The following is a 16655-nucleotide window of genomic DNA, read 5'->3' as shown; positions in this document are numbered from 1 at the left end:
CAATTTAGTCAACAATGTAGGTAATAAATAGCTAACTTTATTGGGTCTCATTTTATATTTTTGCTGTTCACTACTAAATGAGTAATATTTTACTGAAGGAATTACAAATATAAGACACAATGAACAAGGTATTTCTTGGCATAGGTGGAAATATTGGCAATAAGGAGAAAAATTTTAACCATGCTTACACATTAATAGAACTAAAGCTTGGTAAAATAGTTCAGAAATCATCGGTTTATGAGACTCCACCCTGGGGTTTTCAGGCCGAACATGCCTTTTGGAACCAGGTAATTGTTATTGAAACAAAGCTTGAGGCAGAGGAGCTGCTTTGGCGAATTCATGAGATTGAAGCCGATTTTGGCCGAAAAAGAGGAATTGAACGCTATTCATCGCGCGAAATGGATATTGACATTCTGTATTTCAACGATGAGTTTATGGAAACAAAATCGTTAATTATACCTCATCCAAAAATTCATGAACGCCGTTTTGTTTTGGTTCCTTTGGTTGAAATTGCTCCGGAGTTAAAGCATCCTTTGCGGCGTTTAACCAGTATCGAAATGCTGGAATCGTGCAGAGATGACTCCATCATTAAAAAAATTCAGGAAAAACCATAAGCGCTTCTCCTTTATAAAATATAATATTAAGACTTACTGCACGCCTTCCGTCCACTCCGAATTATACAGATAATCGTTATACGGGAAACGCTGCGAATGAATTCCTTTCACTTTTTCGTAAAGTTCTGTTTTAAAATCTTCGATATTGGTTTTCTCTTTGGCCGAAATAAAAAGTGCGGGTGTATTGCTTTTTGCCATCCACGATTTTTTCCACTCATCTAAAGTAAAGTTATCCCTTGTCCGTGGCGACAAGTCGTCTTCGTCTTTTTCCTCGTAGGTAAATGCGTCAATTTTATTAAAAATGTAATAAGTAGGCTTATCGCCGGCCTCTATTTCTTTTAGGGTACTGTCTACCGTTTCTATCTGCTCTTCAAATCCGGGATGCGAGATATCTACCACATGAAGCAATATGTCGGCTTCCCGCACCTCATCCAATGTTGATTTAAATGACTCTACCAGTCCGTGTGGTAATTTGCGAATGAAGCCAACGGTATCGGCCAACAGAAAGGGCAAATTACCAATAACGACTTTACGCACAGTTGTATCGAGTGTAGCAAAAAGTTTATTTTCAGCAAAAACATCCGATTTTGCCATCATATTCATAATGGTTGATTTGCCCACATTGGTATAGCCCACCAAAGCCACACGCACCATTTTTCCACGGTTTTTACGCTGAGTAGCCTTTTGTTTGTCGATTTTTACCAGCTGTGCTTTTAAACGGGCAATTTTATCGAGAATTATCCGGCGGTCGGTTTCAATCTGCGTTTCACCCGGTCCCCGCATTCCGATACCTCCACGCTGGCGCTCGAGGTGCGTCCACATTCGGGTAAGACGTGGCAGCAGGTATTGGTATTGTGCCAATTCTACCTGTGTTTTCGCATGAGCCGTTTGTGCTCTTTTGGCAAAGATATCAAGTATAAGATTTGTACGATCCAGAATTTTACATTCCAGAATTTTTTCAACGTTTCGCAGTTGTGTTGGTGTTAGTTCGTCGTCGAAAATTACGGTATCAGCCTCTACTACTTTTATGTAATTGCTTATTTCTTCCAATTTTCCGGGCCCCACAAATGTAGCTTTATTCGGAACATCGAGCTTTTGCGTAAATTTTTTTAATACTTGCGCACCGGCAGTATCGGCCAAAAACTCCAACTCGTCAAGGTATTCCTTTGCCTGACGTTCATCCTGATCCTGGTTAATCAGTCCTACAATAACTGCTTTCTCTGTTTCTGGTGCTGTTTCTATCATTTACATTACTTTTTAAACAAAAAAACTCCTGCTTCTATTGAAACAGGAGTGCAAAAATATTGTTTTTTCTTTGTTACTGCAACACGAAATTAATTGGTACCGTGTACGATACATTAACCGGTTTTCCGCGCTGTTTGCCAGGCTTCCATGCAGGAAGGGCATTAACTACGCGAAGTGCTTCTTTATCCAGTGATGGATCTACACCCCTGGCAATTTTAGCATCGGTAACTTTACCTGTTTTACTTACAACAAAAGTTACATATACCTTTCCCTGAATACCGTTTTCCTGTGCAATTACAGGGTATTTAATCGAGTTGGCGATATACTTACGCAATGCCAAATCTCCACCCGGGAATTCAGGCATATCCTCAACAATAAAGAATACCTGAGCTTCTTCTTCTTCTTCTTCTTCGGCTGTTTCAATAACAGGAGCCACATCGATTACAGTTTCGTCATCAGCCTCTGAATCTTCAATTTCCAGCTCGTCTTCAATTTCTACTTCATCGTCAACAATGTTCAGTACCTCAACTACTTTTGGTGGTGGAGGTGGTGGAGGTGGTTTTACCTCTTGCTCACGAGTGATAGGGATGATTTCTTCTTCAACTTCGGCTGTTTCAATGGTACCCAAAGACTCAACTTTTGAAGGTTTTGTGGTCCACTCAAAAGCCAGTAGCGAAACTCCCAACGCGACTACTAACCCTACCAGCCAAAAGGTATTTTTTTTGGCTTCCAGATCAGCTTTTGGTGATTTTTTAAGTTCCATACTTAACTCTTTTATTTGTTTTATTTGATTTTTTTTGCCCTCTAAAAACGGGGCTTAAAGATAGAAAATAATCTTCACATACAAGTTAATTTTTAATTCATTTCAATTTTCTATCGCAATATAAAATTGATGGGCACTGTATAGCGAACTTTTACCGCTTTATCTCCCTGTCTTCCGGGTTTCCACCGGGGCATGGATTCTACTACACGAATGGCCTCTGTATTTAACGATGCGTCAACTCCGCGGGCGAGTGTTACATTAAAAACAGTTCCGTTTTCATCAATAACAAATGAAATGTATACACGCCCCTGTATTCCGTTTTCCTGCGCAATTGCCGGATATTTTACCTGATGTGCCAGATAGCTTAACAGTGCTGCATCGCCTCCCGGGAATTCGGGCATTATTTCAACATGGTCGAGGATGTGATCCAAATTCTCTTCTTTTTCTGTGTTTGCCTTAAAAAGACTTTCGAAATCGAATAGTACCGGTTCTTCCGGATCGTCGCCTTCCCATAATAGCTCCTCTTTTATATGAACATTATCTTTAACAACTTTAAAAACCGGGACTGTAATGACCGGTTTTTCAGACTCTGGTTTTTCGGTTTTTGTAATTGGAATCACCAGATCTTCGGGCGGAATAAAATTATCATACCCTTCAACAATCCGTGCTTTGTTAACTGGGGTTTTCCACTCAAAAGCAGTAAACACCAAACATAGAGCAATTACCAACCCAATCAGGAAAAGCGTTGTTTTTTTGCTTTCAATATCCGCATTTTTTGTCTTTTTTATTTTCAGCTTTATCCCATTTTCGGGCGCAAAAGCAGTAGACTTAGGTTGCTCCTGAAAATAATTTTTTGAAAGATCGTTTTTAAATGTTCGTTTCATCATGGCTTCTAATTTTATTTGGATTATCAATAAATTAAAGAACGCCGGCTTCTGGTTTTCTGCAGTTATTTTTAATACAGCAAAAACTTTACCAAAAAAATATTTTGACGGTTTGTGAAAATTATTTTTATATTTGCAGCCACGTATTGGGGGATTAGCTCAGTTGGCTAGAGCGCTTGACTGGCAGTCAAGAGGTCACCGGTTCGACTCCGGTATTCTCCACTTGATAATCAAAGAGTTACAGCAATGTGACTCTTTTTTTTGTACGTAAAACGTATATTCAAAAAAAACAGAATAAAAGCAAAAGTCCTCTATTTCAATTGAATAAAAAAGGTGGTTCCCGCATCTTTTGTACTTTCAAACCACACCTTTCCACCGAGGTATTTCTCTCCAAATAATTTCATGCTGTAGGTACCTAAGCCCCTGCCGGCTCCTTTTGTTGTGTATGATCGTTTAAAAAGTTGAAGTTGGGCATCGCGCGCAATAAATCCGGCATTATGAACCGAGAACAACTTTTTCTCTCCCTGAAGTAGTGCTTTAAGTACAACTTTTGAACCGGGCAATGAAGCCTCAAGAGCGTTCTTAGTCATATTTCCAATAATTCGTCTTAATAACGAAACATCTGTTTCTATTATAAAATCTTCCGATACATTATCAATACCAATTGTTTTTCCATATGCCACTTCATGATTGGCATATAACTGGGCAATTTCTTTAATTAATTGAAAAGCACTATAATCTGAGAGGTTTAGCTTTAGATCGCCACGTTCGGCAGCACTTAATTGTCGTTGAGATTGAATATCGCCAATAAGGTTATGTGCAGAAGTATGTATCATTCCCGCAATTTCATCAATTTCCTTTTGGTCAACAACAGTTCCAATAATATCCGACAATCCGGCAATACCCCCGGCACTGTTTAAAACATCGTGAAAGAAAACGCGCTCTAAACTTTTACGCCTTTTTTCATGGCTAATATCATTTATCTCAAAAATTGAATACTCTTCTTTCTTTATCGTTAATGGGGTAGCTGTAACTTTTAAATCCAGAGCATCTCTGCTTTCTGTTATTATTCTGCACTCCTTAACCGCCTGTTTACCTTGCTGAGCTTCTAATATGGCATTAACAGCTCCGCATGTACGGCAAAACTCCGAGGTTCCACACCCTCCAGTACTTTCAATAGCGTGGGCACATTTTACAGCCTCGCCCGGGCGCTTTCCAATATACGAATCGGGCGTTAAAAGCCCCAGGTTATTCATGAAGTGCTTGTTGGCATAAATAATCTGTCGATTTTTATTGAGTACAACCAACATCTGAGAAATAGCATCGCAAAACTGAATAACCATTTCATTGGCCATAATTGTTTGTTTCTGGCTTTTCAATTGCATTTCAGTACTCCTTTCTGCAGGAGCAAATTTCGTCTTGTTTAAAATTATACTATCCATAACAACCCCCATTTTTAGCTTTCGCTTAAGCTAAGCTATCATTCGCATTTTACTATCAAACAAAATGATGAAACCCAGGGTAGGTATTGCCCATTTTACTGTTCAGAAATGCCTATTCTTTATAAGAATTGCGAACAAAGGAGTGTGCAAACATATGCTCACGAATGAATTAAAATTACAATCCACCAACAGTACGTCTAAATGGGCTTTGCCAATCGCCTAAATTTCAGCAGTTAATATGGAACAAAACGATTATCAGCAAAAATAATTATCAATTATTGGAAGCATTTTGTAAGTTTAAAGAAAAAAGCAACACCTACTGTTTTTCTTAGATAAATTGAAATTGCGGATCAACTTGCTGTGCTAAAACTGCATTTACCAACATCGTTTACAATTTTAAGGAACTTGTGATTATGCCAGAATTTACCCAAAACGGGATACTTCAAACGATTGCCGAGTCGATACCTGGCAATGTAGCCATTATTAAACCCGACGGAGATATCTGCAATGTAAATCAGGATTGGATAACATTTGGAAACAATAACGGGATTAACACCGAAATAAACTGGCATACTTATAACTACTATAATATTTGTAAAAAAGCGGCCGAAGAGGGTAGCCAGACAGCAGAAGATGTGTTGCAAGGAATCCGGAACTTGCTGAACAGAATTATTTCATCGGTTTTTTTTGAATACCCTTGCCACAGCCCTATAAAAAAACGGTGGTTTGAGCTGCACGCCAAATTAATTAAAATTGAAAACAAAACTTTCGTTTGCCTAATACACCAAGAGGTTACCGAAAAAATTAAGGCACAAAAAAAGTTAATTGAAAGCCAGAAAATGTTTCGGATAATTAGTGAAAATGCGCCCTATGGTGTTGGGTTAAGCCAAGGCAATATTTCGCACTATGCAAATGCAAAGTTGCTTAGTTACCTCGAGTACGAAAATTTTCAGGATTACACAAACACACCGCTTCTCGAAACTGTTCACCCGGAAGACAGAAATATAATTACCGAAAAGCTCAAGCTTATTGCCGAAAAAAAAATTAGCTTCCCGTTTAATGTAAAAGCACGTTTTTTAACCGCGAAAGGAAGACCACGTTTTTTTTCTGTTGATGTGCATCAGGTTTGTATTAATAATGAAGACTTCAACCTGGTAAATGTTGTTGATGAAACCGACAAAATAAACCTGGAAAGATCGGAAAAACAGTTGGTTATCGATGCCATGTATTTAAACCGAAAACAGGAAATCCTGGAATCTTTTTCACAATTTATTGAAGACATCCGACTCAAATACAGTTTTTCAGAAGAAGATCTATCCAGATTTTCAGAAATAAAAAGCCAGTTTAAATTTCAGGCAAACGATTGGAATTTAATGAAAACTCATTTTAGGCTCATTCATAAAGACTTCTTTCAAATACTATCCGATCGATTTCCGGAGTTAACCCAACACGATTTAAACTTTTGTGCCATGCTTAAACTAAACTTTACTACAAAAGAAGTGGCGCGTTATTTAAACATTAAAGTTAGCAGTGTGCAGCGCCGGAAAGTACGTTTAAAAAAGAAGTTAAACTTAAGCATGGAGGAAAATCTAATCGCTTTCGTTCAGTCAATTTAGTCAATTGTCATACATTTGTCATACCCTCAGTGGTATTTTCAATTTCTCTTTAATGTATATTTGTTGACAGAACATCTAAAATCATTGAAAGATAACGCATTAACAAAATATCCTATGGATTCAAACGATCTTTATGTAGTAGGTATAGGTGCATCAGCAGGCGGACTCGATGCCATTCAGCAATTATTCGACAGCATTCCATCAAACACGGGGCTTGCATTTGTAGTAATACAACACCTTTCGCCCGATTTTAAAAGCCTTATGCCGGAGCTATTGGCCAAGCATACCAAAATGCAGATTTTTACTGCCGAAGACAAGCAGGAACTCAAACCCGACTGCATATACCTGAATCAACGAAATAAAAACTTACATCTTAAAGGAAATAAGCTCTATTTGCTCGATAAAGGACCTAAACATAACCTCAACCTTCCCATCGATATTTTCTTTCACACTTTGGGTGAGGAATACAAAGAAAAATCCATAGGCGTTATTCTTTCAGGTACAGGCTCCGACGGCTCCCGGGGGATTAAAACCATTAAGGAAGCAGGTGGAACCATAATTGTGCAGGACCCCAATTCTGCACAATTTGATGGAATGCCCAATACTGCCACTGCCACCAATTTAGTCGATTTTATTTTGGACCCCGAAAAAATGGCCGAGGTACTGGTTAAAATTCCCGGACAAAGGTTACTCCTCGATAGCGACAATGAAAAAACAAAATCGAACGATGTAGTTTTCTTTGGCATTCTGGAAGAAATTCATAAATCATCGGGGATTGATTTCAGGCAATACAAACGCAACACGCTTTTGCGCCGCCTCGAAAAACGGATGAATATCAACAACATCGACCAGTTGTATGATTACCTTACCTATTTAAAAAGCAACAGCGAAGAGAAAGAAATTTTAAAACAGGATTTTCTGATTGGTGTTACCAGCTTCTTCCGGGATATTGAAGCTTTTGAGTCGCTGAAAACAAAAGTAATTCCGGAACTCTTTAAAAATAAAACCGACAAAGACCCCATAAGGGTTTGGGCTGCAGGCTGTTCAACCGGCGAAGAAGTGTTTTCCATTGCCATATTGCTTGATGATTATATACGCACCAATAAAATTAATTTCGACTTTAAAATATTTGCCACCGATGTTGATGGAGAAGCCCTGAGCAGTGCAGGCATGGGAAGTTTTCATATTAACATTAGTAATGAGCTCGAAAAATATTACCTCGAAAATTATTTTGTTAAAACCGGCGACAAAATTCAAATTGCCAAACGCATACGCGAAAAAATTGTGTTTTCAAACCACAATGTTTTAAAAGATCCACCTTTTATTCGGATGGATTTAATAACCTGCCGAAACCTGCTAATTTATTTAGAGAGCAAGGTACAACGAAAGGTCTTGTTAAATTTCCAGTTTGCCTTAAATAAATTTGGTTATCTCTTTCTGGGGAATAGCGAATCGTTAGGCGAAATTTCAAAATTTTTCAAGGTGGTCGATAACAAATGGAAAATTTTTCAGAATATATCCGACACCAAGCAAATACCAACACAAAGCAATCCGGAAGACAAAATATCAACCCTTTCGTATAAAAGTCCTATCCGCCACATTGCGCAGCCCGAATATCGTTTTAAAGAAAATCCGGAAGCAATTTTCCAAAAATACCTTAGCAATCGTTTTAGTCCTTCCAGCATTTTTATCGACAAAGATTTTAATATTATCTATCTGAAAGGTAATATTAGCGACCGCTTACGCCATACCGATGGCATTTTTGTTTCGAATCTTTTAAAAATGGTTAGTCCGGAACTGGCAGCCATTTTACGAAATGGAATCCGAAGGCTGGAAGCCGAAAAAAAGGATATTATTATAAAAGATATTGTGGTTGAAAATAAAGGCGAAAAAAATATGTTCGACCTTACTTTTCATAAAGCCACAAATATTGATGAATTAAATAACATTTACCTGGTACACTTTAGCGAAGAACGTGTTTTGCCAGAAGATTACGAGGTGGTTAAAAACGTACCCATTGATGAGGTATCCAAACAACGTCTCGAAGATTTGGAGAATGAGTTAAAGGCCACCAAAACCGAACTGCAAAATGTGGTGGAAGAACTGGAAACCAGCAACGAGGAACTACAGTCTTCCAATGAAGAGCTAATGGCATCGAATGAAGAGTTGCAAAGTACCAACGAAGAATTGCAATCGGTTAACGAAGAACTTTACACGGTTAACTCTGAGCTTCAGGAAAAAAACAAGGAATTACAAGTATTAAACAACGACGTAACCAACCTGCTCGACAGTACCGATATTGGCACACTATTTTTAGATACCGATTTACGAATACGAAAATTTACACCGCCATTGATGCGGCATTTTAACCTGCACGACAGCGATATTGGCCGGCCAATAACCAGCTTTGCATCCACCTTTACTGAGGCAACGCGGCAAAGCATCATCCACGATTCTAAAGTTGCCCTGGATAAACTTACCACCATAGAAAAGGAAATAGAAGATGCCGAGGGCAACTATTACCTGAAGCGAATTAGCCCCTTTATAACAAACGATAAAAAAATTGATGGAGTGGTAATTACCTTTGTTGAAATTACCGAATTAAAAGAAAAAGAAAAGGACATTGTTGAAGCCAACCAGCGTTTTGAAATAGCCTCGGAAGCAACCGGAATTGCTTTTTGGGAATGGTACCCACAAGAAGACCGCACCATTGGAAATGCCAAATGGGAAGAACTATTTGGTTTTGGCGGTAATGGTAACATAAAGGAACAGTGGATTGATTTTATGCACCCCGATGATGCCAAAACCATTCCTCCGCTTTTGGAAGCACACTTAAAAGGCGAAACCGAAATTTACCATGTCGATTTCCGATACAACCACCCTTTGCTAAAAAAACAACTTTGGATACAATCAACAGCCAAAGTAACAGAATGGGATGATAAAGGAAATGCAATAAAATTGGCAGGAGTTAGTTTGGATATTACCGAAAAAATGCAGCAAATTGAGCTTTTGAATCATGAGAAACAATTTACCGACAAAGTATCTCAAACCGCACCGGCAGGCATTTATGTTTACAATTTAGAAAAAGGCATCAACGAATATACCAATTCCCGGTACGAAGAAATTTTAGGATATTCTAAAGCTGAAATGAATGCCATGACAGATGAAGAGTTTTTTACGCTTTTTCATCTCAAAGACCAGGAAAAAATTGCCTTGCATATGAAAAAGCTTTCGCAAGGTAAAAATGATGAAATTGAATACCGTTTCAGGCATAAAAACGGCAACTGGATTTGGTGTAAATCAAACGATGCGCCTTTTGAAGTAGATGAAAAAGGCAAAGCGAAAAGCTTTATTGGGGCTTTTCTTGACATTACCGAATCTAAGGAACGCGAAAAACAATTACTACATTTCCAAAAAGCCATTGATTCTTCATCTGATGCCATTGGCTTAAGCACTGCTGATGGAAAACACTTTTATCAAAACAAAGCTTTCGACAAACTCTTTGGATATACATTGGGAGATTATCCAAATAACTCTGCTAAAGTTATTTATCACAATCAGAAAGCAGCAGACACTGTCTTTAATAAAATTATGAATGGAAATTCGTGGGTAGGTGAATTGGAAATGAGAAACAAACAAGGAGATATATTCCCTGTTTCATTGCGGGCCGATGCCATAAAAGACGATAAAGGGACGTTAATTGGTTTAATTGGAATGCACCGCGACATTTCGGAACGTAAAAAAGCCGAGCATATTAAAGAAGAGCAGCATGAAAAAACGCTTACCATGTTCGATGCCATTGATGAAGTGGTTTATGTTGCCGACCCGGATACCTACGAGTTGGTATTTACCAATAAAAAATTTAATGAAATATGGGGAGATGGAAAGGTTCCGGCGGACAAAAAATGCCACCAGACTTTGCAATGCCAGGACTTCCCTTGTGAGTTTTGCACCAATAACATCATTTTTAATGAAAACCCGGATGAAACCTATATTTGGGAGTTTCAGAACAAAGCAAATGGCAAATGGTACCGATGTGCCGACCGCGCCATTGAATGGATTGATGGTCGTAAACTCCGTATGGAAATGGCTATTGATATTACAAGCGAAAAAGAAAACCGAATTGCACTGGAAGAAAGCCAGGAACGCTACAACCTTGCCACAACGGCCAGCGATAATGGCATATGGGACTGGTGGGTTGAAAAAGACGAATTGTTTTATAGCGCACAGTGGAAGGCTCAATTGGGCTACAAACCCAACGAACTAAAAAACGAATTTAAAACCTGGGAGAACCTGCTCCATCCCGATTGTAGGGAAAGAATGATGAATGAAGTACAAGATTTCCTTCAAAATCCAAGAGAATTTTTTATTGCCGAATTCAGGATGATGCACAAAGACGGAACTCCGCGGTGGATTTCGAACAGAGCCGCAGCAGTTTTAAACAAAGAAGGAAAAGTAATACGAATGTTTGGCGCCCATAAAGATATTACCGAACAAAAAAGAGCCGAAGAGGAGTTACGCAAAACCGACCTGATGTACCGGGGAATAATAGAGAATGCCCCCGACGGTGTGGTTATGGTTAGTTACGATGGAAAATTTAAGTTTGCCAGTAACTCTGCACTGGAGATGTTTGGCTACGACGATGAATTAGTTAAAAATGGTAATCCAAATGATTTAACACATCCCGATGATTTGCCAAAAGTATTGGAAACCCTTCAACAAGTTATTGAAAGTGAATCAGATTTTACACCAAAGCTCCAGTACCGCTTTAAGCACGGTAAAAACGAATGGCGCTGGATAGAAAGCACCTTCAGTAAATCGGCAGATGAGGATGGAAATCCGGCAATTGTTATAAATTTCCGCGATATTCAAGAACGCAAAGAGTACGAGGAGAAGTTGATTGAAGCCAAAAAGCAAGCAGAACTGGCCAACTTCCACAAAAACTACTTTTTGGCTAATATGAGCCACGAATTGCGTACACCAATGAATGGCGTTATTGGATTTTCTGATTTGTTAAAAAATGAAAACTTGAGCCATGATGAAAGAGAGCATTACATTAATATCATCGATGGAAATTCAAAACAGTTGCTTAACCTTATTGACGATATTATTGATGTTGCAAAAATAGAATCAGACGAATTAAAGATTACGAAAAAGGCCTGCCATATCAGCAAAATAATGCTGGAACTGGAAACCTTGTTTAACCAAATTAAAACACAGAAAAAGAAAGATGACCTGGTTTTTGTTTCTGAAATTCCGGCTAATTCAGAAAGCCTGATTATAAAAACCGATTGCTCTCGTTTGCGGCAGGTATTATCAAACTTACTTAGCAATGCACTTAAATTTACCGAAACGGGCACCATTAAATTCGGATTCAAAATAAATGAAGACAAAGTTCATTTTTATGTGCAAGACACAGGAATTGGTATTCCGGAAGAAAAACAAAGCGAAATATTTGAGCGCTTTAAACAGGTTAATTACAACGAAGTTGCCAGATACGGCGGAACCGGTTTAGGCCTGGCAATTTGTAAAGGAATAGTTAGTTACCTGGGTGGAGAAATTAGCGTAAAGTCGGAGCTTAACCAAGGGGCTGTTTTCAGTTTCTATTTACCCCTGGAAATTATGGAAGAAAATACTGTTTTGAAAAAACACTCTGTTGTACCGACTGATAATGAACTGCTGAAAAACAAAACCATACTTATTGCTGAAGACGATAAAATTGTGCAGCTGTATTTTACAGAGCTATTAAAAAACAAGGGATGCAAGCTACTAATTGCCGAGGATGGTTTATCTGCGGTTGAACAGTTTAAAAACAATCAAAACATTAACCTGGTGTTAATGGATATAAGAATGCCCAAACTAAATGGCTTTGAGGCAATTAAACAAATTCTGGAGTTAAACCCTGAAGCTAAAATTATAGCACAAACTGCTTATGCCATGCCCGACGAAAAAGAAAAGTGTATGGAATTGGGCTGTAAGGCCTACCTTACAAAACCGATTCAGAAGACCACTTTATTCGAAACACTTCAAGAATGGATTTAAGTTTTCAGATTATGAAGCAGAACGATATTACCAATAGCAACTTGCACAATATTTTACCGGGTATAGTTTTCCGCTGTAAAAACGATGCTGGGTGGACCATGCTTCAAATGTCGGACAAAGTAATCGACATACTTGGGTATTCGATGAAGGAAGTTAACAAAATCACTTTCAATAAAATAATTAATACTAACAACCGAGATGAAGTTCGAAGTACTATAAACCAGGCACTGGAGAAAAAACAATCGTTTAAAGTAAACTATTCTGTTACTACAAAAAGTGGTAAAATTTTGTGGCTGGAAGAATACGGCAAGGGTGTTTTTGAAAATGAAAATGCCATTTATATCGAAGGCTACATTCATGACATTACCGAACAGGTACAATATAAAAAAGAAAACAAAAAGCAATTAAAAATTTTAGAACGAGCTGAAGATTTAGGACTTACCGGCAATTGGGAGTTTGATTTAAACACAAACATGGTGTATACATCAAAAGGAGCACAAACAATTTATGAGCTGGAAGACAAAGTCCACGATATTGAGTTTGTTCAGAAAATTCCCTTATCGAAATACAGAAAGCCGCTTGACAAAGCACTAAAACAGCTTGTTAATGGTGCAAAACCTTACAATGTTCAATTCGAAATTAAAGGCCCTAAAACGGGAACGATAAAAACAATTGAATCGATAGCTGAATACAGTAAAACCCGAAATGCGGTATTTGGCGTTATTAAAGATATTACGGTTGAAACCAAAAACAAACAGGAACTTATTGCAACCAAAGACAAGTTCAGAATGATGACCGTAAATTCGGCCGACTGCATTTGGCAAATGGATAAAAGGCTTAATTTCACTTACTTAAGCCCGGCACTCTTCGATATTTTTGGCTATAAACCCGCCGAATGGATTGGTACCCCACTCTATTCGCATACCTCATGGATTCATTTTGCAAAAATGGCCCGACTGGCTCTTCGCACACTCAATGATTTTAAAAACTTTAAACACGTAACTTTTGAATCGTATCTGTTTAATAAAGAAAAAGAATTAATTCCTGTTGAAATAGTTGGAAAACCCTTACTAAACAGCAAAGGCAAACTTATTGGTTTACAAGGCGCAACACGTGATATTCGTAACCGAAAAGCGTACAGAGAAGAAATTAAACAAGCAGATATCAATTATAAAACATTATACGACAACGTCCCAAACGGTATTGCCACTTTCAGCTCAGAAGGGAAAGTGCTTGTAATTAATGAAAATGCAGCACAGAATATGGGCGGAGAAGCTCAAGATTTTCTGGGGAAAACACTCTGGGATTTTTTAGATAAACAACAAGCCGATTTAATTTTTGAACGCCTCACCAAATGTTTTCAAACAGGAGAGAAACTGAGCTTTAGAAATGAAACGCAGGTTGCAGGAAAAGCCTTTGCGTTCCTGTCGAAATATGCCCCCGTATTTAACCTTAACAATGAAGTAATTTCCGTACAGATTTCGTCAACAGATATTTCTGAACTGCAAAACGCACACAACCAATTAAAATTATTAAAGCACAGGTTGGAAATTGCCAACCAGTCGGTAATTAATGGCGTTTGGGACTGGAACCTCGATAGCCAGGAACTGTATTGGGATGATTTAATGTATAGCATTTACGGGGTACAAAAAGGCGATGAATCGTTAAACTATCAAAACTGGGAAAACGCAGTTCTACCGGAAGATTTAGATTTTGCCAAACAAAAAATTAATGAAGCGATTGAAACTAAAGGGATACTTGATTTTCAATTCCGTATTAACCATAGTGCCAAAGGTATTCGCTACATAAAAGCTTTTGCAAAATATGTAGAACTGGATAAACCTCATTTAATTGGGGTAAATTACGACAATACTGAAAGAGTTGAAAGCAGAAAAAGGCTTGCCCAAAGCGAACAACAATTCCGAAAACTTTTTGAAGACAACAACGATATTATTGCCATACTTTCGCCACAGGGAACATTGCTTAATATTAACAGTAAGGGATTAAATAAATTTGAAATCGATCCCAAAAAAATGAATGAATTTTCTTTTGCAAATGTAACTGTAACTGCTGAAGACGAGGAACACTCTGCAAATGTGATTAAAAAGGTAGAAAAACATATCGACATAAGCCCTTACTACAAAAAATTCAGTACAAGAGGCGGGAAAATACAAGATTTCGAGGTTTCAGTTTCTCCTCTTTATGATAACAATGGCAAGCTCATTCAAATCGTTTCTATTATCCGCGACATTACCGAGCGTATTGAATACGAAAACGAATTATTAAAACAAACACAAAAAGCCCAGGAAAGCGACCGCCTGAAATCGGCATTTTTAATGAACATGAGTCACGAAATTCGCACTCCGTTAAATGGAATTATGGGCTTTACCGATATTTTGGGATCAACAGAATTAGACCCTTCTCAAAAAGAATATATTGAACATGTTCAGAAAGGAAGTAACCGCCTGTTAAGCACTGTTAATGATTTGCTGGAAGCTTCGCAAATTCAGCAAAATCAGTTTAAAATAAGCCTTTCCGAGGTTGATTTAGCCGATTTAATTTCTGAAGTGTACTACTACAGTAAAGAGCGGTATAAAAACGAACTGCAACATATCGATTTCTTTTTTAACTCCAATATAGCAGACAAAACTACCGTACAAATTGATGCATCAAGGCTTAAAGCAATTCTGGTCAGAATTATTGATAACGCCTTCAAATTCACTACAAAAGGAAGTATTACCTTTGAATGTTTAAAGAACGATTCGCAGGTTGAAATAAATATTAAAGACACCGGCGCAGGTATTAAACCTGAAAAACTTAAGCTAATATTCGATTTTTTCAGGCAAGGAGACGAAAGTTTAACAAGAGGTTACGAAGGTTTGGGGCTGGGATTACCCATTGCCAAAGGTATTCTGGAACTTATGAATGCAACAATTGACGTAATTTCAGAACCCGAATTAGGCACCAACATATCCATTGGGTTACCCCTGAATAACCACAACCATGAGGTATTTAATTTTGAGCTCCCTGAAACAAAAAAATTTACTGGCGACTGCTCTGTTCTTTTGGTTGAGGATGATGAGCATTCAAGCAGGTACATCGAAATCATTCTAAAAGATTTTCAACTTAAAGTGAGTATTGCAAGAGATGGACGCAGCTGTAAGTCGCTTTTAAACAACCATACTTTTAATATCGTTTTTGTTGATTTAAAGCTACCCGATGTAAGTGGATTGGATTTAATTCCATTGATAAGAAGCAAGTTACCCGATTGCCACATTGTGGTGCAATCGGCTTTTGCCAACCAGGGCACTATTGAGCAGGCCATAAACCTGGGAGCCAACGATTACCTTACCAAACCTGTTAACAAGAAAAAAATGATTGAAATTGTAAAACAGTTTACAAATGGAAATCAATGATTCGCAAATTTCAACTGGCTATTTAAATGCCTTACTGGCTGGCAAAAGAAAGAAGGCACAGCAGCTTTGCAATTCGTATATTCAGTCTGAGAAATCGCTGAAAGAACTATACGAGAATGTAATGAAGCCAGCGCTTTACGAAGTAGGTAAACTGTGGGAGCAAAACAAAATTTCGGTTGCTGCCGAGCATTTGGCTACCGCCATCACCGAAGGTATTCTGAATTCGTTTTACGCAGATGTTATACCCGAAAAGTACAGCGGTAAAAAGGTGGTTTTAGCTTGTGTAGATAAAGAAGAACACCAGGTTGGAATAAAAATGGTGGCCGATGTGTTTGAAATGAACAAGTGGGAAAGCTTTTTTCTGGGAACAGGATTTCCAACTTCTGAACTGATAAAATACATTAAAGAAGTACAACCTGATGTTGTTGCACTCTCGTTAAGTGTCTATTTCAACTTTGCGCAGTTAAAACTAATGCTCAACAAGCTTAAAAGTGAATTTCCGGAAATAACAATCATTATTGGCGGACAAGCTTTGGCACATGCTACCGAAACCACTTTGGCTGAGTGGAAAGATATTTTACTTTTCTCTGATTTATATGAATTGGATAACTATTTAAGAAACCTAAAATAAAA

At 38.0% G+C, this 16655-nt stretch carries 9 protein-coding genes and 1 tRNA gene; 6 read left to right on the top strand and 4 right to left on the bottom strand.

All coding sequences use genetic code 11. The annotated features are described in order from the left end of the window. Positions 1-119 precede the first annotated feature (119 nt). Positions 120-614 carry a 2-amino-4-hydroxy-6-hydroxymethyldihydropteridine diphosphokinase gene (gene folK, locus QZ574_RS04555; protein WP_297087243.1) on the top strand — a complete coding sequence of 165 codons (495 nt, stop codon included), beginning with the start codon at positions 120-122 and terminating at the stop codon, positions 612-614. A 33-nt stretch (positions 615-647) separates the two neighbouring features. Here folK and hflX read toward each other — a convergent pair whose 3' ends face one another. The 3 genes from hflX to QZ574_RS04540 form a co-directional block, all read right to left on the bottom strand. After that, entirely contained in the window at positions 648-1859 is a 1212-nt protein-coding gene (gene hflX / locus QZ574_RS04550) for a GTPase HflX (protein ID WP_297087241.1), read from the bottom strand. Positions 1860-1932: 73 nt separating this feature from the next. Further along, a complete protein-coding gene (locus tag QZ574_RS04545; protein ID WP_297087239.1) occupies positions 1933-2622 on the bottom strand; it encodes an energy transducer TonB in 690 nt (229 codons plus the stop codon). Positions 2623-2732: 110 nt separating this feature from the next. Then, positions 2733-3509: an energy transducer TonB gene (locus tag QZ574_RS04540; RefSeq protein WP_297087237.1), complete on the bottom strand. Its 777-nt coding sequence runs from the start codon at positions 3507-3509 to the stop codon at positions 2733-2735. Positions 3510-3654: 145 nt separating this feature from the next. On the opposite strand from QZ574_RS04540, the gene QZ574_RS04535 reads away from it, so the two are divergent. Next, positions 3655-3728, top strand: a tRNA-Ala gene (locus QZ574_RS04535). An 89-nt stretch (positions 3729-3817) separates the two neighbouring features. Here the strand turns inward: QZ574_RS04535 and QZ574_RS04530 are convergent. Continuing rightward, positions 3818-4948, bottom strand: a complete 1131-nt coding sequence (locus QZ574_RS04530) for a PAS domain-containing sensor histidine kinase (protein ID WP_297087234.1) — start codon at positions 4946-4948, stop codon at positions 3818-3820. Positions 4949-5361: 413 nt separating this feature from the next. Between QZ574_RS04530 and QZ574_RS04525 the strand changes: the two genes are divergently transcribed. The 4 genes from QZ574_RS04525 (at position 5362) to QZ574_RS04510 (ending at position 16653) form a co-directional block, all read left to right on the top strand. Further along, positions 5362-6564 carry a PAS domain-containing protein gene (locus QZ574_RS04525; RefSeq protein ID WP_297087232.1) on the top strand — a complete coding sequence of 401 codons (1203 nt, stop codon included), beginning with the start codon at positions 5362-5364 and terminating at the stop codon, positions 6562-6564. Between the two features lie 114 nt (positions 6565-6678). Next, positions 6679-12606 carry a PAS domain S-box protein gene (locus QZ574_RS04520; protein ID WP_297087230.1) on the top strand — a complete coding sequence of 1976 codons (5928 nt, stop codon included), beginning with the start codon at positions 6679-6681 and terminating at the stop codon, positions 12604-12606. Beyond that, on the top strand, positions 12597-16022 hold the full coding sequence (locus tag QZ574_RS04515; protein WP_297087228.1) for a PAS domain S-box protein: 3426 nt from the start codon (positions 12597-12599) through the stop codon (positions 16020-16022). The genes QZ574_RS04520 and QZ574_RS04515 overlap by 10 nt, the downstream gene beginning before the upstream one ends. Further along, positions 16009-16653 carry a B12-binding domain-containing protein gene (locus QZ574_RS04510; protein ID WP_297087226.1) on the top strand — a complete coding sequence of 215 codons (645 nt, stop codon included), beginning with the start codon at positions 16009-16011 and terminating at the stop codon, positions 16651-16653. The genes QZ574_RS04515 and QZ574_RS04510 overlap by 14 nt, the downstream gene beginning before the upstream one ends. Positions 16654-16655: the final 2 nt, after the last annotated feature.

Source organism: uncultured Draconibacterium sp., from assembly GCF_913063105.1.
Taxonomy (GTDB): domain Bacteria; phylum Bacteroidota; class Bacteroidia; order Bacteroidales; family Prolixibacteraceae; genus Draconibacterium.
Note: the sequence above shows the minus strand (reverse complement) of the source record. Positions and strands in the feature narration are given on the sequence as shown.